Genomic DNA, 21,176 nt, shown 5'->3' on the forward strand with positions numbered 1-21,176 from the left:
ATAAGATAATTGTTAGTATTCCTATAAAATAATGCCAACCATATCAATATTTTATGAATTCGCGTTTTCGGTTTGATTTTTTAATGATAGGGTCGCCGGATAATTATATTGATAAGAATAAAGGCTTTATATGAATAAGTTTCTGATTGTTGCATTCGCTGCAGCTGTAAGTATTTCGGGCTGCAAAAGTATTCCTACTTCGGCTACCGACACCTTGTCAGAACCAAAAGGTAACGGCGCATTAGCTATCGCGACCAACATCTCTAAGTACGATTCAACTTACCCATGCGTAACGTTTTCGTTTGATATACAAGAAAAAGTCGATGGTAAATTAGTTGATTCTGAACCACAAACCTTACGTGTATTTGTGTATGAAGACACGAAGTACGCACTGTTTGATGGTATCAAACCGGGCAACTATGTATTAACTCAGTTTCGATGCAATATGCGTCGTGGCCTTGTTGCTAACGATGGTAGGTCGTATCTCAGTCTTGACCTAGAAACTGAACATACCATCAAGGCGAACACAATAACGATGTCTTCAAATTTTATTCACGCGACTCAAGATGAAGATCGGTCTTTTGCATTAAACGTTGGTATTTGGCAATCGCAAGATGTTGTGCATTTCCAGAATCTACTAACGAACGAAGTGAGTAATAAATGGGAAGTGGGTGGCTTTGAAGGCTAATTAAGTTCATCACTATGGCAGCTTTTATTGCTGCCATAGTTTGACTCATCGGGTTATTTTAATGCTAGCGCTAAGCCAAAAGATACCAATCCAACTCCACACGCTTGATTGAGCCTTTTCTTGGCTTTCAACAAGTGTTTTTGCAACGTATCCGAAGTAAACAACATTGCGACAATTCCAAACCACAATCCATGAAGAACTATCATGTACAACCCATAACCGAGAGCGACATGCTGGTTCTCAGCATCGGGTGAGATGACTTGGCTGAAAATGCTTAAGAAGAACAACATGGTTTTTGGATTCAGCACGTTACACAAAAAGCCTTGTGCTAAATGGCGCCAAACACTGGTGCTTTTCCTTGTTCCTTCCAAAGGTGCAAGCTTGTTGTCCGCACTCAAGATACCTTTTAGTCCTAGATAAATAAGGTAGGCTGCACCTGCGTATCTGATCATGTCAAACAGCTGCTCATTCTGTGAGATTAAGTAACTGATCCCAAGCATTGAATAACTGATGTGAACACAAATCGCTAAACTCACACCTATTGCAGTCCAAATTCCTGCTTGTCGTCCTTGATTGATACTGTTTTTCAAAACTAAAACAAAATCCGCGCCTGGGCTTATAACAATTAATAGTCCCAATACTGCTAGGCTTAACCACTCCATAATGACTCCAACTCTTTATATTTGATGAGCTAGCATTGTATGGTTTTTTATTGCTGCCTATAATCGAAATGAATTCTACCTATCTGTGAGAAAAAATCACACATGAGACATTTGAAAGCATTTCATATTTTCCATGTAGCAGCGCATTCGAGCAGTTACAGTGAAGCGGCGGATAAACTCAATATTACCCATGGTGCGGTGAGTAAGCAGATCAAGGTATTGGAAAATCACTTATCCCAAGTTTTGTTCTACAAACAGGGCAGGAATGTGTGTCTCACCAAAGAAGGGGAATTACTCAAAGGTTACACATTGCAAGCGTTCCAAGCCTTGGAGACAGGAGTCCATAAACTTAATCAGCTGAATCATCAAGCGTTGGGAGTTTCATGTGAACCCACATTGACCATGCGTTGGTTAATGCCTCGACTCGGTGATTTCTATAACGAATTCGGAATTGATGTTCGTTTGTCTACGGCGGGTGGGCCTGTGACGTTAGGTGAAACTGGATTAGATATGGCAATTCGCCGAGACGACTTTAACGTAAGCGAGTACTACAAACAGATTCCGTTAGTCGAAGAATGGGTTGGCCCTGTATTCTCGCCTGGCTATTGGCAACAAGTTAAAGACAAGTTAGCCGATGTGAAATTACTGCACAGCAGCACACGGCCAAACGCTTGGAACCATTGGGTATCCATCACCAAAGGTAGTGAATTTGATAGCCGAATGGTGTCGCAAGCTCGTTCAAACCAGACCTTTGCACACTTCTATTTTTGCTTTCAAGCGGCCGTCGATGGGCTAGGAGCCGCTCTAGGGTCTTATCCACTTGTAGCCGACGATATTGAAAGAGGTAACTTGATCGCGCCGTTTGGCTTTGTGCCTTCAGGTCATCAGTACATACTGCTCACACAAGATAGCAACCATGATGAGCCAGAAAGCCCGTTTGTTGTTTGGCTGAAGAATGAGTTATCGCAGTGTGTTCCAACTTTATAGGAACGACATCCGACCTAGAGGTTTGCTTGTCTTATGTCAGACTCTAGTTCATTATTGTCGGAATCACTCAATAGGCAAAGACAGCACGCCACCATTGAGATCGACTTGGTTTAGCCATTCTGTCGGAATTGCCCCCTCTTCTTCATAGAAACAGGCCGCCAATACAGCTCCAATCACAATCGCACGACCGCAGCTATCACCGCCACATAAGATATTGTCGCGAATGCCTTGTTTATAACTCTGAGCACCCGCGATGATGCGAATCAGTAGTGGGAACGCAGCACTCAATTCACAATGTAATCCGAACTTCTTCGCGGCATCTGTAATCGAAAGCTCCGGCTCAGCCAGTGCTTCGTCGATTTGATCGTGTATAAATTTGCTACAAGTTTGTCGCACCATTTCTACCGACTGCAGTGGCGAGTTGCCTTGAATTGCCGCTTGAACCAATAAGGTGATGGCTTGTGCCCATTCCACGGCTTTGTCGTTGTTGTTGGTGACTCGCACCGCACTCTCTACCATCGCGGGTAAGGTGTGAGAGGTATAAGTACATGCCACTAATGGAATGATCTTTGAGACTGCGGGAAGTTGTGTATCATCTGCGCCACACGCAGTAATCGAGGCGTTCTCTAGTTCTAATTGATGGATGTTCAACAAGCTCATACGCGTTGCTTTATCAATGTAGCCTCGCCAACTGCCACCAAAATCAAACCAGAAGCGGAAGTGTTTGATGTAACTCGCTTCATCGTAGTGTTGATTGTCGACTAGGCTATCGACCATCGCCAATAACTGAGCACCGTATTGCGATTGGTCGCCAGCGGTTTTTCCTTGGTGGGCAAAGTAGCCTTTGTCTTGATAATCGAACTGGTTTGGTGAACGAAATTCTGGTTCAAAACCAGCCACGTGTAAGATCCTCTCTTGGTCATACAACCAGTGCAGCCCCATGGAAGCGGCGTCTCCAATCAATGCGCCAACGACGGCGTAAAAAGCTCTTTCTTTATGATTGTCCATGTTGAGCGATGTCCTTGAGATGAATCAACGTAGTTCGATACTTTAAGTATAGCGATTGGATAAGTATTTTGCTGTGTTTCGAAGAAGAAATTGGAGGGGATTAATCCTGATTGGTCAATGGCTTAAACCAATCAGGTGGAATTGATAAGGGTGATGAATAGTCTGGTGAATCAATGTATTCAGTTAGTGGTGTTACTCGTTCTATTATTGATGATTAAGGTAGGCACTAGAACGTTGTTCAATCACTTTGAACAGACGCGAAAGTGCAAAGCACAAAGCAAAATATACGAAGCCTACAATCAACCAGATCTCGAAGATCAAACCGGAAGAGTTCGCCATTTCAGTACCAACAAACGTCATTTCTTGAATCGAAATCAGCGACACAATCGAGGTGTCTTTGACTAGCGAAATTGCCTGACCAGCCAAAGGTGGCGTAATTGCTGTTAATACCTGTGGGCCAACCACAAATCGGTACTTAGACAATGCAGATAAGCCAAGCGAATCGGCCGCTTCCCATTGGCCTTTAGGAATACCTTCTAAACCCGCTCGAATCACTTCCGCAATATAAGCCGAAGAGAGCAAACCAATACAAATAACACCAGACGCTAAGTTTTCCCAAAGGTTAGCAGGGCCAAATAAAAAGGCTTGAAGTTGATTAATCTCACCATTATGTTCACGTAAAAGACTTTCCAAGCCAAGCAGAGGGATCAGCTGGTTAGAAACAAAGAAATAAAAGATAAACACGAACACCAGTGGAGGAATGTTTCGAACCAATTGGATGAAAATCAGTGCCGGTGTTTTGAAGAAAGTGATCTTAGAGTGTCTTGCTACCCCTAACAGTGTGCCGAAAGAGAGCACTAATACCATGCTCCATAAGCTCAAACGCAATGTTGCAACCAAACCTTGAAAGAAATAAGGAATACTGCCTTGAGAAGGTGGAATAAAGATTAACGTGAACGCGTCTTCCCAGCGCCACTGATAGTTAATACCGACAGAAGAACGATAATAGAGCCAACCTGCAAACACACAAATAACAGCGAGTAACACGCCATCCAAAAGGTTGAGGCGTTGATACCAAGGCTTCATATGAACGTTGGGCTTAGGTGTTGTCAATGCGCTAGTACTACTCACGTCATTCCTGTTTAAACATTAATTATTATTGGGGTGTTACATGGATCTAAAGCGATTTAAGTTGTCGATGAGAAGGCAGTGCAAACAGTGCACTGCCTTGATTTAGATTCGACAGATTAGCTCATATTAAAAAGTGAGCTCAACTTCAGATTACTGACCTTGAGCAATCTGGTCTTGCCAATCTAAAGTAGAGAACCAGTACTCGTAACGCTCTTTCAACCAACCGTCTTCAGTACGTGCTTTGATCCATTCGTTGAAAAATTCTGCCTTGTCAGTTTCACCTAGGCGAACTGCAAATGCTTCGTTACCTTTGGATAGACGCTCTTCAAATGGAATAAATAGCGTGTCTGCGTTTTTAATCGCTTCGTGTTCTGGTTTCGGGCTAGACGCGATAACTGCGTGCGCGTTGCCGTTTAACACTTCTTGGAATGCTTGAGCATCGTCATCGAACTGTAGAACTTTCGCTTTAGGGAAGGTTTCACGAGCCACTTGAACTGTGAACGCACCACGACGAGCAGCAATTTTCACGCGACGAGAATCAAAATCAGAGATCTGAGTAAAACCTGCCGCTAGTTCTTTATTAGCAGCCAGTTGAACACCAGAGTGCGAGTAAGGTTCAGTGAACAATACGCTTTTAGCACGAGCTTCAGTGATAGACATACCGCCGATGATCACATCAAACTTCTTCGATAATAGAGAAGGAATAATGCCATCCCATGCCGTCGGTACGAATTCGACTTTCCAGCCTGAATCCTCAGCAAGACGTTTCGCCACATCGATTTCAAAGCCGACAAGATCGCCTTGTTTGTTACGCATCGCCCAAGGAACAAATGTCGACATACCAACGCGCAGTGAGCCACGCTCGTTAATCTTGTCTAGGTTAGGCGTTTCAGAAGCAAGTGCAGGCAAACTCACGGCAAGCGCAAGTAGGGCTGTAATTGCGGTTTTAAATAGCTTCATGCTGATAAATCCTTATTGTGTTCGCCAGTTAGCTCCGAGCTTATGCTCAAGCCAAGCAGCAACGGCAGAAAGTGAAAGTGTAAGAGCAAGATAAATGATCGCCACAGAGAACCAAATCTCGAATGGCATCGCGGTTTCAGAAACGATGTTTCTGGCTTCGGTTGTTAGGTCAAAGATAGCCATGACACTCACAATCGAAGAGTTTTTGATAAGAGAGATCACTTCATTAGTTAAAGGCGGCAAGGTACGTTGTACCACCTGAGGAAGAATCACATCCCAGTAAGTATAGGTTTTTGATAAGCCCAAAGATTGTGCCGCTTCAAATTGTCCTCTCGCAATACCGTTTAAACCAGCACGAAATATCTCGGCAGTGTAAGCACCTTGGAAAAGTGCTAAGGCTAAAACGGCAGTGCTAAAACGATCCAGCCCTAATACGGGACCAAATACAAAATAGAGCAAATAAATTTGGACCAATAACGGCGTATTACGAATCAACTCAACATAGCTGGTGGCTAGGGTGCGTCCAACCACTGAGTTGGAGTTTCTCAATAGCGCTGTGGTTAAACCAATGATCAGCGTCGCGACCAAAGAAATCAGAGAAATATTGATGGTAACCAGTAGCCCTTCAACTAATTCTGCAGGCCACCATTCACCATCTTCATAGAAAGCAATATAGTCTGGCACGCGCTCCCATTGCCAGCTGTATCCCATGGTTTGTGCGCCAGAATCGAGGATCCAGACAACCGCAGCCACGAGCACAATAATTTGTACCAAAGCGGATAGGGCGGGTTTAATAATTCGAATCAACATCAATAAGTTAGGATCTGATTTAGGAACGCTTGAGTACGTTCATGTTGCGGGTTTTCAAAAAGCGCTTGAGGCGTATTGGATTCCACAACTTGTCCTTCATCCATGAAGATAACGCGGTCGGCCACTTGTTTCGCAAAGCCCATTTCATGGGTCACACACACCATGGTGATGCCTTCGCTCGCCAGTTCAACCATCACATCGAGCACTTCGTTGATCATCTCCGGATCAAGCGCTGAAGTTGGTTCGTCGAACAAGAGTAACTCGGGTTTCATACACAGAGAGCGGGCGATAGCCACGCGTTGTTGCTGACCGCCAGAGAGTTGCACTGGGTATTTGTTGGCTTGTTCTGCGATGTGCACGCGCTCGAGATAGTGCATTGCAAGCTTCTCGGCTTCTTGTTTACTTTTTTTAAGCGTACGAATCGGGGACAGAGTTAAGTTCTCAAGCACCGTAAGATGGGGGAATAAATGAAAGTGCTGAAACACCATCCCAACTTGGCCTGGGGTGTTGAACTTGCTCGGAAGTACTTGCTCTAGCACAGAAAGCTCGCCACTCTCGAAAGGTTCTAGCTGATTGATACAACGGATCAAGGTTGATTTCCCCGAACCTGATGGCCCGCAAATCACCACTATCTCTCCCTGTTCAATATTTAAATCGATATCCTTTAGGGCATGAAAAGCACCATACCACTTGTTAAGTGACTTAAACTTAACCATTTCCTTGAGATTGTTCAAATCGTTGTTCATACCTAGTAAAGAGACAGGTTTACCTTACCAATATAGAAATCTGAATGCACATAAAATTAAGGACTTATGAGAATTTAATGGCATCTTGTAGGGCAAATTAAAAAGCAGCGCCTGATTTGGACGCTGCTTGAGGATATACGCAAGGGAAAAGAATTTGGTTCAGTTTCACGGAATAAATTTTTAGATTATGGTGATTTTCTTTAGACCCCTGTTTTCCTTGCTCTAATTTTGATCGCTATTGAATCGCAGACTCTAGAATCTCGCGTGTTTTCTCAGGTGTGATTGCTTGGTTTTCGCCTAGTTGCAGGTAGCCATGTGATTCAAGTTGAGCGACAACATTGTCGATCGCAGTTGCTTTGTTTGTTTCGTAACCGTCGAACATCGTTGGAACGTCTAAGCTGTGATAGAAAGCTTCGATTGCAGCAATAGTGCGCTCTGCCAAGTCAGCACCCGCTTCTAGGTCAAATACGTTACGACCCATTTGCTCTAGCTTGCCACGCTTCGCTTCGATTTGATTACGAAGTAGCGAAGGTTGAACAATCGCAAGAGAACGTGCGTGGTCTACGTGCCATAGTGCTGTGAACTCGTGGCCAATCATATGTGTTGCCCAATCTTGAGGAACGCCAGTACCAATCAGGCCGTTAAGCGCTTGGTTTGCTGTCCACATTAGGTTTGCACGCCATGCGTCGTTGTCACGCTCGTCGTATTGCTTACCCAGTACAAGTAGGTTTTTAAGTAGTGTTTCTGCGTAACCGTCTTGAACCATCGCGTCTGTTGGCATTGTGATGTATTGCTCACACACGTGAACCCATGCATCAACTAGACCGTTGATCAATTGACGCTCTGGAAGAGACTTCATTACGTCTGGATCCATAACCGCGAACTTAGGTTGTACAGCAGGGTTCATGAACGCCAGTTTCTCTTGAGTCTCTTTACGAGTGATTACAGCACCCATGTTAGATTCAGAACCTGTTGCAGGAAGTGTCAGTACTGCACCAATAGGAGTAGCTTCAGTTACTTGGTGTTTGCCCGCTAGGATATCCCAACCGTCGCCGTCGTATTTAGCCGCTGCAGCAACGTATTTAGAACCGTCGATTACCGAACCACCACCAACAGCGATAATGAATTCTACGTCTTCTTCTTTAACAAGAGCGACTGCTTTATCTAGCGTCTCTTTCGTTGGGTTAGCTTCAACACCAGAAAACTCAATCCAAGCGTGATCTTTAAGAGATTCGACAACTTGGTCGTAAACACCGTTGCTTTTGATTGAACCGCCACCGTAGATGACTAGCACTTTCTTAGAAGTATCAACTGCTTGGCTGATAGCATTGATTTGGCCTTGGCCGAAGTGGATTACAGTAGGGTTAACATAAGTAAATTGCATTGTAGGTTCCTTGTGTAAAACTAGATTTTTTATTCTGATGTGTTGCTTAATTTCTATATTTGCATATTAGTACAGGAATCTAGGGTGGTGAAGGCCAGTTCCTCCAAATTAATTGCCTATTTCTACAAAGTTGATATTCTTTCTCTGCTTTAGCTTACATACTCTTAGCACTTGGAATGGAAAGTCGCCACTTATGAAAGAACTCGCGCAGTTATTACAGTCTTACGTTGAACACAAAGGTTGGGATGATCTTGAAGGGATCAGAGAAACAGAAATTGATGGCGTGTGGTTGTATAGAAGCAGCGGCGGAAATCAGCGTCAGCCATTCACTTACCAGTCGGGTATTATCATGCTCGGGCAGGGCAAAAAGAACATCTACATTGGCGACAGACCCGTTACTTACGCTGCAGGTGATTATCTTGTGGTAGGCGTGCCAATGCCATTGGAGTGTGAAGCCTTGCCTGTTAATGGCGAACCATTACTTGGTTTATCTATCAACATTGACTCTCAACGTTTGCACAGCTTGGTAAAAAAGTTAGAAGACCAAGGTTTTCTTGAGAGCTATTGCAATAAGCACAAACAGAATTCTAGCGGCTTAGAATCGACACCGATGGAAGAGCAAATGCTAGAAAGTTTTACTCGATTGGTGAAAATACTGCATTGCGACATCGAAGCCAACATATTGGGTGATGCCATGGTCAGCGAAATTGTCTACCGCGCCTTAACCGGTTCAGAAGGGCGAGTGCTGTTTGATTTGGCGCATCATGATGGCCATTACGCACGTGTCGCGAAAGCACTATCTAAAGTGCATGAAGAGTACGACCAAACCATTACTGTTCAATCGCTTGCTGACGAAGCAAACATGAGTGTGTCTGCTTTTCATAATGCTTTCCGCAACGTGACGTTTGAGTCACCACTTCAATATTTGAAGAAGGTAAGGCTCAACAAAGCCAAGGAGCTGATCCAGTTAGAAGGCCTGCGTATTAGTGATGCCGCACGCCGAGTTGGCTATTCTAGTCCATCCCAATTCAGTCGCGAATTTAAGCGTCATTTCAACACAACCCCAAGAGCGGTTTAGTTCTTTATATTGTAGGCTGACGAGAGGAAGTAGAAGGCTTCACTGCACTTCGATACGAGTTAATATCATTTCCTGATAGTAAACATTGAAGCCAAAGACCTCACCGCTACAAAGAGTTTGTTTAGTTTAGCCCCATAAGAATCAATCTCTAGAAAGCCACACCAATAGATACGTTAAACGTGTCCTCATCAATGTCATAAGGTAGCTCCTCACCCTCTGACTCACCGCTGTCCACTTGGTAGTTTCTCCACTCCATTTTTAGCTCTGCAAATTTCCATTTAGTAGATACACCGAGGGCGTTGAAATAGGTTGCGTCAGGGTTGGCCGCGTCATCAACCTCGTCGCTGACCTGAGCGCCACCGATGCCGAAATTATAATAAGGGCGAACTGTGATACGTTTAAGCGGGAAGCTATAACCAGCGCCTACCTTTAAAAATGCCATGCCGTCACTGATCGCGTCTTGGTCGTAGTCTTCTAGCTTATCATCACGCTTTCTGTGCTGGTATTCACCGCCAATCTCCAATATGTCACCACGAAACATCAGGTCGATGTATTGAGATGAGAGTTTATCTCCCTCCTGATACCCCAAGCCGAACGCAATATCAGCCATAGAGGGAGCAGAAAATCCTGCTAATAGAGCAGCTAACATTCTTTTTTTAATGAACTTTGTCATTGCCGAATCTCCTTAGTTCAGGGCGTTGTATTTCTTATCAATCATGCAGTTTCTCAACACTGTCGCATACATCGCTTTGTTATCTTCTTCAGCCTGAGCCCCTGCTCGTCGGCCGCTAACTCTACCGGAGACTACACCAATCGCCGCGCCAGTCTTGGCAGCGTCAGAGCCTGAGCCACCAGAGATAGCGCCAACAGCAGCGCCAGCGGCCGCCCCTTTAGCTGCGCCTTTTACGCCGCTTCCTTTCTTGGTTTCAGTGGGGGCTGTCAGTGTTGATTCAGCAACACCTTGACACGTTGCGAGCTCTTTCTGAGCAACCTCAAGGGTCACGTTGTCGTAATTGAATGAAATGTGAGTTGTTGGGTCTGTAATGTAGCCACCACCAGCAAGGGCTGAGAGGGAGGTTATAGCTAAGCTCAGGCCTAACAGTTTCGTTCTTTTGTTCACTTTCTAATCCTCAAGTTGATTAAACTAATTAGTTTAATCATTGATATTGAACTTTCTTCTAGGTCGACAAATAGATTTAGACTTAATGAAGCTATAGGTGGTCTTCATGTTGGGGGCATACTATCTTGGCAGGCACATGTTGGATAATGACCTTGAAACATAAGAGTTATTTGTCTTACGCATATCATGGTTCATTTATGGATTGGCCGTTTTGAGTGGTTATGAGAGAGGTTGAATTTAAAAAGAGAGAGTTTGAACGATCACAACCTCCTTGTTAAGTAAGATGAGTAAATGTATCTAATGGTGGGCAATATTAGTGTTCTGGTATTCGATTGTAGAATATATTATTAACGTATTTATATAATTAAATGGCTCTAAAATAATTACTTATCTGGGCTAATAGTTTATGCACAAATCTAAGAGTGTGTTCTTCACAATTCATCTAGTAAGTGATTTTTTCAGGGCTTTAATGTGAACAACCTATCAAATGTTTTCTAAATTTTAAAAGTTATCTATATCTTTATCTGAGTGGGTATTCATGATTGTTGAATATATCAAAAGATAAAGGGGACTTATTACTCGGTTCGCCATCTTATTTGCGGATAATTAGGCGTTTGATGACTAATTATTCTATAAATCACTGGTTTATAGTCAGGTAATAGTCTGATGGATATCACGTTTACCCTAAAACAATTCACTTAACATGGCGCTACTTTAATCATTCTTCCAATACGATTGTTAAATATAAATACGTATATCTTTATTATTAAAAGGATAATTCCGATGAGTAGCGATATCATTAAAATTTCAAGAAATACTGAAAATGCACCAATAAACTCTGTATCTACACAAACGGTCGCTTTTTCTCATTATAATAATTTTTCAGCTCAATTACCTATTGAACCTAAAACAGGTGAAGTCGTGATTGGCGATATTAAAGACCAAGCAGCACAATGCTTAAATAATATTAAAGCCATTGTTGAAAGCATCGACCATGTTATGGATGATGTCGTGAAGATTAATGTTTTCGTTAAGAATATTTCTGATATCGATGCTATTGATGAAGTCTACAAAAGCTTCTTCCACAACACTCTTCCTACGCGTACAGTCGTGGGCGTAACTGCGCTACCGCATAGTGACGCTTTAGTTCAAATGGATGCTCTTATTTCAAACGGTGAAGGCACTAAACCACAAGCACCTTGCGCGCTAGTTAAGGTATCAAGAAATACGGATAATGCGCCTCAAAGTACTGTATCGATGCAAACAGCGGCTTTCTCTCACTACAACAATCTTTCAGCTCAGTTACCGATAGATGTAACCACAGGTGAGTTGGTTGATGGTGGTATCGAGGCGCAAACAGCACAATGTCTATCAAACATTAAAGCTATTCTAGAAAGCATTGGTCATGTAATGAATGATGTGGTTAAAACGACTATCTACCTAAAAAATATCGCAGATGCGGAAGCGGTAAATGAAGTATGTGCTAAATTCTTCCCAAGCTATGTTCCTGCTCGTACAGTTGTTAACGCAACTGAATTACCAATGGATGCTTTAGTGCAAATCGATACGTCAATTTCACATGGCGACGGTACACCGCCGCAATTACCAGAAGATACTCGCTTACTGGTTATTGAAGCTAATAATACGGTTGCTGCACCATTCATGCCTTGCTCGCACACCGTTGCTTTCTCTCACTATAACCATATTTCAGGTCAACTACCTGTAGATCCGAAAACCAATGCAGTGATTGCTGGTGGTATAAAAGAGCAAACTGAACAGTGTCTTAAGAATATTAAGGCGATCATTGAAAGTGTTGACCATAGCATGGACGATACGGTGAAAATTAATATTCAACTTAAAGATATTTCAGATATTGATGCGGTGAACGAGGTCTACACTACGTTCTTTAATGCTGACTTACCGGCAAGAACGGTGGTGGGGATTTCAGAGATTCCTATGAATGCACTGATTCAAATTGATGCTGTCGTTTCTAACTGCGAAGGCACACCTCCACAAGACGTTGTTGCTTAATTCACTGAACCCAATTCGATAATCTCGATCTAATGTCGGCTTTAGCTTCTGAATAAGGAGCTAGAGCCGATTCTCTGATTAACGAACCCATCTCAAGACGTAACTCCTTCGTTAAGCCTAACTACATAACTTACTCTAAACAAGCTTCTGCCCGACATATGGTGTTTATTGATGTGAAGTGTTTTAATATGAAAAACAGACGCTTAACGTAAGAAAACCAGTTTATGCAATTTCGAGTTATTTTAATGTTGTGCTTAGCTATGATGGGGTGTTCATCCAATCAAAAGTTAACTCCCGACCCAACAACCATCACGCTATTTTATGGTGATACATCCATCTCCGCGGGTGTTTTAGAAGATAAAACATTTAATTCTGTACTCGCGGATAGGGTTGAAAGTGTTACTTTTTCAGGCTTAATACGAAAGCAATGCTCTGGCTACTTGGTCGATCTGCTCGTGATTCGAGAAACGAAAGAGCCACGCTCAACTCGACAATTAAACACTTCACTTCATATGGAAACTGGAGAATTAGTGGATGTGGGTGGTGTGAATAACGATGTGTTCAGGGTAATCCTCGAGTAACAAAACCAAAGTGTTCAATTAATTTGAATTTTTGCTTTACCTCAACCTAGCTTCAAGTCCTAAGCTTCTCTTAATCATAGAAAAGGAGCTTATTATGCAAAATAACTACGTAAAAGAACTTGCCGTTAAAACTTATCAAGAAGAGCTTCAGATAGAGTACGTAAAATCTAAAGCTCGCCCATTTCATGCGCCTAGCTTTATAGGTGGGGTACTGATGTCAGTCGTGTTAGCTGGCCTGTTTTAATATATGCAGAATCTTTGATCCACAGCTGACTCTTTCTATTCCGACTTGCTTGTACTTAAACACTTACGACACAATCACTTAGGTTGAGTTGTGACGCTAATGTTGAGAGGAAATATGGCAAGTCCAAGAGTGTTAAAGGCACAGATTACTGATATTACCTGTGGCGAGAATGTCACTATCATCGAGCCAAGCAACGTTTATGGCTGTGAGCTTGAAGATGATGTGTTCGTTGGCCCTTTTGTTGAGATTCAAAAGAACTCCGTGATAGGTGCAAGAACTAAGATTCAATCTCACACTTTTATTTGCGAGTATGTGACTATTGGTAGTGACTGCTTTGTTGGCCACGGCGTGATGTTTGCGAATGACTTGTTCAAAGAGGGCAAACCAGATCCAAACCCAGACAATTGGGGACGTACTGTTATCGCCAATAACGTTACTATTGGTTCCAATGCGACAGTGTTGTCTATCAGCATTTGTGAAGGGGCGGTGATTGGCGCGGGAAGTGTAGTGACGAAAGACATTACAGAGAAAGGTATCTATGCAGGCAACCCAGCTAAGAAGTTAAGGGATTTACCTTAAATTCAGAAAAAACCGTGTTGTATGAATCATCAGGTGCGGCTTTTTAGATAAGCGACAGAGTATTGATTATGGATGTATTTTTACACTTACTTCACTTAGGCGATGTCAGTGCATTATTGGAGTTTGAAGTCGAAAATAGAGAGTGGTTTGAGCAATTTGTCCCAGCTCGGGAGGACAGTTTCTATTCTAATGCGGGTGTTACCGAGCAAGTCACGAGCTTCCTCGCAGAGTATGACAATGGCGAGATGATTCCTATGTTGATAAAAGACGCTAATGGCAATATTTTTGGGCGAATCAACGTTCGCGATATCGACCAGATCGCTGGAAGTGGAGAGTTAGGCTATCGAGTTGGTCACTCCTTTGGCTCTAAGGGTATTGCGTCTAATGCGGTGAAGAAGTTACTTATCTACTTGGCTGAGCACTCTTCCCTTAAATATGTTGATGCCTATGCGCTAGTGGGTAATGTCGGTTCAAACAAAATCTTATCCAATACAGGCTTTGATTTAGTTGAGCGCGTTGAAAGTTACACCGTATTCAAAGGGAAGGATCAAGATGCTAATTATTACCGTAAGGTGTTAGCTGACTAGGTGAGTATCAGTGCCTTATACATTAGAAGCTGGCAGCGTCCTTCTAGCCAGCTTCGAGCCTTTTTATTTTCAGGTTTAAGGTTACCTCTAGTTTCGGCCACTTATAGATTTACGGTTACTTCTGAGGTTTGTTACGTTCGATTACGCTAATAGCGATCGCCAAAAATAGAATATCTTTCACTAGGAAGAAGTTAGTGACTAAGATGCCATCCGATACTTTCCAAGCATTTGGCGTTGTAATCAGGAAGCTGAGTGTCACAACAAAGATAGCCGCTGCTGCAATGCCTGAGTAGAAGGCAACTGTCGGTTTCTTAAATCCAACGATCAGTCCAATCGCTACAATGATCTCCGCGCCACCCACCATGTTAGACACAGCTTGTACCGAGAACAGACTGTAAAGCCAGTTCATTGCAGGATGATTTGCGATTAGCGGTTCTATAAGCATCGCTTCAGTAGGCGTAAACTTGTAAATTCCAATCCAAGCTAACACTAATGTTACGCCAATCACGCCTAGGTTGTATCCAATGTTGCTTTGCTTTAAATCATAGGTTTGAACATGCATAAAAGTACTCCATTTAATAAAATCCCTGAATATGACCGCAAGAGTTCAGATTAAATTTCGCGTTGAGAATAATAATTAATATATTTATCTAGAGATTTAACAGGTGGCGACTAATTGTCTCGATATGAACCGAAAGACTAGTGGTGTTGAGAACTGAAGTAATAGGTAGGCGAGCGTGCTGTTCAAAAGGAGCTACGAGTTTTCCAATTTTTGTTTTCAATATTTGCGATTTGGATTAAATTACGCTGATGTTCCCCCTAATTATAAGAAGAGTATAACCAGTGAAAATTCATAGAATTAACCCGACCAAGCGTTGGTCAGATGTGACTGTTTTCAACGGTATCGCAAGTTTTGTGGAAGTTGCTGAAGCGGATACAACGGCAGGTATCAAAAGTCAGGTTCAGCAAATTTTTGGTCAAGCTGAAGAAATGATGAGCTTAGTAGGCAGTGACAAATCTCGCGTGTTGTCCGTAACGATTTACCTAACGGATTTCGCTAACTTTGATGCACTAAATGAAGTTTGGGAAGCGTGGTTCCCTGAAGGCTGCGCGCCAAGCCGAGCATGCGTGAAAGCAGAACTTGCTAATCCTGAGCTATTGGTTGAAATGTCATTCATGGTTGCTGCGGGTGAACAGTTTCAATAAACCGAACTATCGGTAGAAATAAGCTTCGTCGATACATTTAACGACCAGATAAAACAAAGCCACTCAGGTGAATCACTTGAGTGGCTTTAGTTTACACGCTACCCGACACTAAATCGGACTAGGTATTAAACGAGACCTTGGTCTCTTGCCATTTGCTTCGCGATCTTCGGTGCGTGCCATAGACACGGCAGCAAGATGAACGAAACCGGAACGGCTGTGATCACAATGAACGACTGTAGAGCGGAGATGCCGCCTGAGCCCATCGAGATAAGTGCAATAGCTACCGCACCCATAATGATACCCCAGAAAGTACGTACCGCTGCGTTCGGCTCTGTCGTGCCTGTCATTACTACACTGATGGTGTAAGTCATCGAGTCACCTGTTGTCACGATGAACGTGGTCGTTAGGATCAGGAACAGAATCGCAATCAAAGTCGGGAACGGCAGTTGAGCGGTAATGGCCAGTAGCACCGCTGGAAGGTTAAAGCCTTCGAACGCGTTAGAAATGACACCTGGGTTCTCTAGTTCAAACGCTAAACCACTGCCACCAACGATGCTGAACCAGAAACACGTTACAAGCGGTGCAACGATGCTGATAGAAACGATCATTTGGCGAATAGTACGGCCGCGTGAGATGCGAGCAATGAAGATAGCCATCATTGGACCATAACCTAAGAACCAACCCCAGAAGAACACAGTCCAGCCACCTAGCCACGCTGTATCTTGGCGGTATAGTGCCATTGGGATGAAGTTATCAACCATTTCACCCATACCTTGCAGGTAGCCATCAACAATGAAGCTCGTTGGGCCAACAAGAAGGATGTAGCCGATTAGACACACAGACAAGATGATGTTGTAACGGCTTACCAGTTGGATACCTTTGTTCACGCCGCTCAAAGCAGAAAGCGTGTACATAGCGATAGCAAAGATAATAACAACACTTTGCGTTGCGAATGTATCTGAAATGCCAAACAGTTCGCTCAGCGCGTAGCTGATTTGTAGGCCAAGGAAACCAATCGGGCCGATAGTACCTGCAGCAACTGCCACAATACTACATGCATCGACTACATTGCCAACCCAGCTGCTAATCGCTTTGTCGCCAAGTACTGGGTAAAGCAGAGTACGGGGCTTAAGAGGAAGGCCTTTGTCGTAATGCAGGTGCATTAACACGATGGAAGATAAACCACCTAAGATTGCCCATGCAAGGAAACCCCAGTGCATGAAAGATTGTGACAGGGCGTTGAATGCCATCGCTTGAGGATCTGCGTTGCCATACAGTGGCGGAGCTGAAACGAAGTGAGCAATAGGCTCTGCAGCTGCCCAGAATACACCGCCACCCGCTAGCAGCGTACATAGGACGATAGACATCCATTTAAAGGTGGTCATTTCTGGTAGGGCAAGTGTTCCTAAGCGAACATGGCCTGTACGACCTAGTGCAAGCACTAAACCGATAATGAAGTTGAGAAGTAGTAGGACTTGCCAGAAAGCACCGAACCACTTAGTTGAATAACTAAAGCCGATGTTAACAAGTTCGGACAACACGGAGGTGTTGGTGAAAGCGAGGATGACAAAGAGGGTTAAAAAACTGCCACTAAGCCAAAAGACTGGGTTTCCGAGTTCCAGTTTTTCACCCAAAGATTGAGCTTTATTGAAATCGATAGAAGTAGATTCTGCGTTGATGTTTTCGTTGGCGACTTGCGTCAAGTTGGACATTATTTCTTCGCTATATTTGGCTCTTTCAAGCCTATGTATTTCTCCCACACTTGCATAGAAATGTGAGGTTCGTCAAAAAAGCCGCCGATACTAACACATTTGTTATCAAAAAGTGGGCGAATTCCCAAATGAATCCCAAATCGCCTTTAAATCACTACTTTTTGGCTAGTTTTGATACGAATTTTTTTCTCGAATCCAAATCACATTTCTGATTTTTGAGACGTTATTTTTTAGCTTTCCGAAATAAATTAATATTAGTTGTTGGTGCAAAATAAGTGTCGACTCATTGCATGCTATAAACAAATTAATGCGAGTCATTTTATAAATACTGAATATTTTAGGTGTTAAATTAGCGCTGTTACCTACAGTTGTTTTGCGAAGAGATTTAAGTGGCGAGGAAAATCCCATTTAAATTAAACATCTTGAAACAACAACTTAAGGGATAGCTAACATGCACCTAAATCAAGGAAGAGTGGCTAAGAAGGTTTTTACACTCAGTACGCTCACCGCATCATGCTTAATGGCGTTCAACAGCTATGCGGCTGTGGATTGCTCAACGTTAGAAACGTGGGATTCTGCCACTGTATACACAGGAGGTGATCAGGTTTCACATGACGGCAGTGCTTATACGGCAAATTACTGGAATCAAAATAACAACCCAAGCCAATTTGAAGGCGACTACGCACAATGGAAGAAAGTCGATGTGTGTAGCGGCGACGGAGGTGGTGGTACGCCAAATGAAGTACCAACAGCTTCATTAACGGCACCCTCTGCTTCTGACGTGATTACTGAAGGCGACAATATTGTATTGAGTGCAACAGCACTAGACGCTGATGGCAGTGTGGCTTCGGTTGAGTTCTTTGTTGATGGCGTATCTGTTGCGGTAGTCACAGCGGCACCTTTCGAAGCGACTTGGTCTGCAACGTCTGGTAACCATCAGATTTCAGTTGTTGCAACGGACAATGAAGGCGCAGCAAGTGTTACAAGTGCGGTTTCTGTTTCTGTTGACTCAGCACAACCAGGTAATGAAGCACCGACAGTTTCGGTAGCCCTTTCAGCGACGTCTGTAGATGTTGGTGGTGTAGTCACCTTTACCGCAACAGCAGCAGACAGTGATGGCACAGTTGATAAGGTTGATTTCTACGTGGCTGGTGCTCTTGTTGGCACAGCTGCAACTAGCCCGTACACGTTAGATTACACAACAACTCAAGCAGGTTCTTTAGCGGTTTACGCGAGAGCAACAGACGACCAAGGTGCGACGGCAGATTCAGCATTGGCTTCTTTGGCTGTGAATGGCGCTCCAACAGTGAACACATGTCGCCCTGATGGCTTATACCAAACTCAAGGTGTCGATGTTCCTTACTGTACGATTTACGATGATGAAGGTCGTGAGAAAATGGGCGCGGATCATCCACGTCGTGTCATTGGTTACTTCACAAGTTGGCGTGCTGGGGATGACCCACAAGCTGCTTACTTAGTCAATGATATTCCTTGGGAACAACTGACACATATTAACTACGCGTTCGTGAGCATCGGTTCAGACGGTAAAGTAAACGTTGGTGATGTGAACGATCCGAACAACGCAGCGGTTGGTAAAGAGTGGCCGGGCGTGGAAGTTGACCCTGCATTAGGCTTCAAAGGTCATTTCGGTGCATTAGCGACAGCGAAGAAAAAACATGGAGTGAAAACGCTAATCTCAATCGGTGGTTGGGCGGAAACCGGTGGTCACTTCGCGACCGATGGCAGCCGAGTTGCTGACGGTGGTTTCTACACCATGACGACAAATGCTGATGGTTCTATCAACCATCAAGGTATCGAAACCTTCGCGACTTCAGCGGTTGAAATGCTTCGTAAATACCAGTTCGATGGTCTAGATATCGATTACGAATACCCAACCTCAATGGCAGGCGCTGGTAACCCATACGACAAAGATTTCATGGAACCACGTCGTCAGTACCTATGGGCTTCGTACCAAGTGTTGATGAAAGTGCTACGTGAGAAGCTCGATGCTGCGTCTGCGCAAGATGGCAATCACTACATGTTAACGATCGCAGCGCCTTCTTCTGGCTACCTATTGCGCGGTATGGAAACATTTGATGTAACCAAGTATCTCGATTACGTGAACATCATGTCTTACGATCTTCACGGTGCGTGGAACGATCACGTTGGTCATAACGCTGCCTTGTTTGATACAGGTAAAGATTCTGAGTTAGCACAGTGGAATGTTTACGGCACTGCGGCTTACGGCGGTATCGGTTATTTGAACACGGATTGGGCTTACCATTACTTCCGTGGTTCAATGCCAGCAGGTCGTATTAACATCGGTGTGCCTTACTACACGCGTGGTTGGCAAGGTGTAACTGGTGGCGAAAATGGTCTTTGGGGGCGAGCTGCGCTACCAAATCAATCTGAATGTGCGGCGGGTACAGGCGAAGGCGAGAAGAACAACTGTGGTCATGGCGCTATTGGTATCGACAACATGTGGCACGATACCGATCCGAAAGGCAACGAGATGGGTGCGGGTTCAAACCCAATGTGGCACGCGAAGAACCTAGAAAAAGGAATTTGGGGCTCATATGCAGAAGCTTACAAGCTTGATCCTATGAATGATCCTTCAGATGTTCTAACGGGAACTTACACGCGTAACTACGACAGTGTGGCAGTTGCCCCTTGGCTGTGGAATGCAGAGAAGGGCGTATTCCTTTCAACGGAAGATAAACAGTCTATCGACGTGAAAGCTGACTACGTTATCGACAAAGAGATCGGCGGCATCATGTTCTGGGAACTTGCAGGGGATTACAACTGTTATGTACTCGATGCGAATGGCAACCGAACGTCTATCGATACGACTGAACAAGCGTGTAATAGTGGTAACGGTGAGTTCCATATGGGTAACACCATGACTAAAGCTATCTACGATAAGTTTAAGTCTGCGACGCCATACGGAAACAAAGTAGCGACGGGTGCTACTCCAACAGAAGCATTAGATATCGCGGTATCGGTTGGTGGCTTCAAAGTCGGCGACCAAAACTACCCAATCAATCCTAAGATCACGTTCACAAACAACACTGGTCAAGCACTTCCGGGGGGAACTGAGTTCCAATTCGATATCCCAGTATCAGCACCTGATAACGCGAAAGATCAATCGGGCGGCGGTTTGTCTGTGATTGCTTCGGGTCATACTCGTGCGGATAACATCGGCGGATTAGACGGTACTATGCACCGCGTAGCGTTCACGTTACCTGCATGGGAAGATCTTCCTGCTGGTGGTGTGTATGAGCTAGATATGGTGTATTACTTACCAATTTCAGGCCCTGCAAACTATGCGGTGAGTGTGAATGGCGTCGACTATGCCTTTAGCTTTGAGCAACCGGATCTACCACTAGGTGATATCAGTTCTGGTGGTGGTAACCCTGGCGATGGTGGTACAAACCCTGGTACGTGTGATACTGCAGGTTTAACTGTTTACCCAGATCTACCTCAGAAAGATTGGGCAGGTAATCCAAGCCATGCAAACACGGGTGACCAAGTCGTTCACAACGGTAGTATTTACCAAGCTAACTGGTGGACAAGTTCTGAGCCGGGCAGTGACGGTAGCTGGACCAAATTGTGTTCATAGTATTGATTTGTTGATAGAGGTGAGAGCTTTCTATCCCCACCTC

21 protein-coding genes are annotated in these 21,176 nt (G+C 43.9%); 10 read left to right on the plus strand and 11 right to left on the minus strand.

Annotation, left to right across the window (positions count from 1 at the left end; genetic code table 11):
- Window positions 1-130 precede the first annotated feature (130 nt).
- Window positions 131-688, plus strand: a complete 558-nt coding sequence (locus tag AB8613_RS21515; RefSeq protein ID WP_146490767.1) for a hypothetical protein — start codon at window positions 131-133, stop codon at window positions 686-688.
- Window positions 689-741: 53 nt separating this feature from the next.
- On the opposite strand, the gene AB8613_RS21520 is transcribed toward AB8613_RS21515, so the two are convergent.
- Window positions 742-1,350 carry a LysE family translocator gene (locus tag AB8613_RS21520; protein WP_372384995.1) on the minus strand — a complete coding sequence of 203 codons (609 nt, stop codon included), beginning with the start codon at window positions 1,348-1,350 and terminating at the stop codon, window positions 742-744.
- A 102-nt stretch (window positions 1,351-1,452) separates the two neighbouring features.
- Between AB8613_RS21520 and AB8613_RS21525 the strand changes: the two genes are divergently transcribed.
- On the plus strand, window positions 1,453-2,337 hold the full coding sequence (locus tag AB8613_RS21525; protein ID WP_372384996.1) for a LysR family transcriptional regulator: 885 nt from the start codon (window positions 1,453-1,455) through the stop codon (window positions 2,335-2,337).
- Between the two features lie 63 nt (window positions 2,338-2,400).
- On the opposite strand, the gene AB8613_RS21530 is transcribed toward AB8613_RS21525, so the two are convergent.
- The 6 genes from AB8613_RS21530 to AB8613_RS21555 form a co-directional block, all read right to left on the minus strand.
- Window positions 2,401-3,345 carry an ADP-ribosylglycohydrolase family protein gene (locus tag AB8613_RS21530; RefSeq protein ID WP_372384997.1) on the minus strand — a complete coding sequence of 315 codons (945 nt, stop codon included), beginning with the start codon at window positions 3,343-3,345 and terminating at the stop codon, window positions 2,401-2,403.
- 204 nt (window positions 3,346-3,549) lie between these two features.
- Window positions 3,550-4,476, minus strand: coding sequence for an amino acid ABC transporter permease (locus tag AB8613_RS21535; RefSeq protein WP_372384998.1), 927 nt, complete (start codon window positions 4,474-4,476; stop codon window positions 3,550-3,552).
- Window positions 4,477-4,626: 150 nt separating this feature from the next.
- On the minus strand, window positions 4,627-5,436 hold the full coding sequence (locus AB8613_RS21540) for a transporter substrate-binding domain-containing protein (RefSeq protein WP_372384999.1): 810 nt from the start codon (window positions 5,434-5,436) through the stop codon (window positions 4,627-4,629).
- A 12-nt stretch (window positions 5,437-5,448) separates the two neighbouring features.
- Complete coding sequence (locus AB8613_RS21545) at window positions 5,449-6,246, minus strand: amino acid ABC transporter permease (RefSeq protein WP_029223351.1); 798 nt, start codon at window positions 6,244-6,246, stop codon at window positions 5,449-5,451.
- Window positions 6,246-6,992 (minus strand): amino acid ABC transporter ATP-binding protein, encoded by a 747-nt coding sequence (locus AB8613_RS21550; RefSeq protein WP_372385000.1) that lies wholly within the window; start codon window positions 6,990-6,992, stop codon window positions 6,246-6,248. The genes AB8613_RS21545 and AB8613_RS21550 overlap by 1 nt, the downstream gene beginning before the upstream one ends.
- 235 nt (window positions 6,993-7,227) lie before the next feature.
- Window positions 7,228-8,376, minus strand: coding sequence for an iron-containing alcohol dehydrogenase (locus tag AB8613_RS21555; protein WP_372385001.1), 1,149 nt, complete (start codon window positions 8,374-8,376; stop codon window positions 7,228-7,230).
- 193 nt (window positions 8,377-8,569) lie between these two features.
- Here AB8613_RS21555 and AB8613_RS21560 point away from each other — a divergent pair, with 193 nt between their 5' ends.
- Window positions 8,570-9,454, plus strand: a complete 885-nt coding sequence (locus AB8613_RS21560) for an AraC family transcriptional regulator N-terminal domain-containing protein (RefSeq protein WP_372385002.1) — start codon at window positions 8,570-8,572, stop codon at window positions 9,452-9,454.
- A gap of 148 nt (window positions 9,455-9,602) precedes the next feature.
- Here the strand turns inward: AB8613_RS21560 and AB8613_RS21565 are convergent, their stop codons facing one another.
- Together AB8613_RS21565 and AB8613_RS21570 are read right to left on the minus strand one after the other, a co-directional pair.
- Window positions 9,603-10,127 carry a hypothetical protein gene (locus AB8613_RS21565; RefSeq protein WP_371715040.1) on the minus strand — a complete coding sequence of 175 codons (525 nt, stop codon included), beginning with the start codon at window positions 10,125-10,127 and terminating at the stop codon, window positions 9,603-9,605.
- 12 nt (window positions 10,128-10,139) lie between these two features.
- Window positions 10,140-10,574, minus strand: coding sequence for a glycine zipper family protein (locus AB8613_RS21570; RefSeq protein ID WP_060981192.1), 435 nt, complete (start codon window positions 10,572-10,574; stop codon window positions 10,140-10,142).
- Between the two features lie 783 nt (window positions 10,575-11,357).
- Between AB8613_RS21570 and AB8613_RS21575 the strand changes: the two genes are divergently transcribed.
- The 5 genes from AB8613_RS21575 to AB8613_RS21595 all read left to right on the plus strand — a co-directional run bounded on the left by AB8613_RS21575 (window position 11,358) and on the right by AB8613_RS21595 (window position 14,596).
- Window positions 11,358-12,605, plus strand: a complete 1,248-nt coding sequence (locus tag AB8613_RS21575) for a RidA family protein (protein ID WP_372385003.1) — start codon at window positions 11,358-11,360, stop codon at window positions 12,603-12,605.
- A 224-nt stretch (window positions 12,606-12,829) separates the two neighbouring features.
- Window positions 12,830-13,186 (plus strand): hypothetical protein, encoded by a 357-nt coding sequence (locus AB8613_RS21580; RefSeq protein ID WP_372385004.1) that lies wholly within the window; start codon window positions 12,830-12,832, stop codon window positions 13,184-13,186.
- Window positions 13,187-13,280: 94 nt separating this feature from the next.
- Window positions 13,281-13,430 (plus strand): hypothetical protein, encoded by a 150-nt coding sequence (locus AB8613_RS21585; RefSeq protein WP_372385005.1) that lies wholly within the window; start codon window positions 13,281-13,283, stop codon window positions 13,428-13,430.
- Between the two features lie 114 nt (window positions 13,431-13,544).
- Window positions 13,545-14,009: an acyltransferase gene (locus tag AB8613_RS21590; protein ID WP_372385006.1), complete on the plus strand. Its 465-nt coding sequence runs from the start codon at window positions 13,545-13,547 to the stop codon at window positions 14,007-14,009.
- Between the two features lie 68 nt (window positions 14,010-14,077).
- Window positions 14,078-14,596: a GNAT family N-acetyltransferase gene (locus tag AB8613_RS21595; RefSeq protein ID WP_372385007.1), complete on the plus strand. Its 519-nt coding sequence runs from the start codon at window positions 14,078-14,080 to the stop codon at window positions 14,594-14,596.
- A 115-nt stretch (window positions 14,597-14,711) separates the two neighbouring features.
- Here AB8613_RS21595 and AB8613_RS21600 read toward each other — a convergent pair whose 3' ends face one another.
- Complete coding sequence (locus tag AB8613_RS21600; RefSeq protein ID WP_285953589.1) at window positions 14,712-15,158, minus strand: DUF417 family protein; 447 nt, start codon at window positions 15,156-15,158, stop codon at window positions 14,712-14,714.
- Between the two features lie 281 nt (window positions 15,159-15,439).
- Between AB8613_RS21600 and AB8613_RS21605 the strand changes: the two genes are divergently transcribed.
- Entirely contained in the window at window positions 15,440-15,802 is a 363-nt protein-coding gene (locus tag AB8613_RS21605) for a RidA family protein (RefSeq protein WP_285953588.1), read from the plus strand.
- A gap of 125 nt (window positions 15,803-15,927) precedes the next feature.
- Here AB8613_RS21605 and AB8613_RS21610 read toward each other — a convergent pair whose 3' ends face one another.
- The gene (locus AB8613_RS21610; protein ID WP_372385008.1) at window positions 15,928-17,514 is read right to left on the minus strand and encodes a BCCT family transporter; all 1,587 of its coding nucleotides are present in this window, start codon (window positions 17,512-17,514) and stop codon (window positions 15,928-15,930) included.
- Between the two features lie 451 nt (window positions 17,515-17,965).
- On the opposite strand from AB8613_RS21610, the gene AB8613_RS21615 reads away from it, so the two are divergent.
- Window positions 17,966-21,133: a chitinase C-terminal domain-containing protein gene (locus AB8613_RS21615; protein ID WP_372385009.1), complete on the plus strand. Its 3,168-nt coding sequence runs from the start codon at window positions 17,966-17,968 to the stop codon at window positions 21,131-21,133.
- Window positions 21,134-21,176: the final 43 nt, after the last annotated feature.

It is taken from the genome of Vibrio sp. BS-M-Sm-2, from assembly GCF_041504345.1.
GTDB classification, from domain to species: Bacteria; Pseudomonadota; Gammaproteobacteria; order Enterobacterales; family Vibrionaceae; genus Vibrio; species Vibrio satsumensis.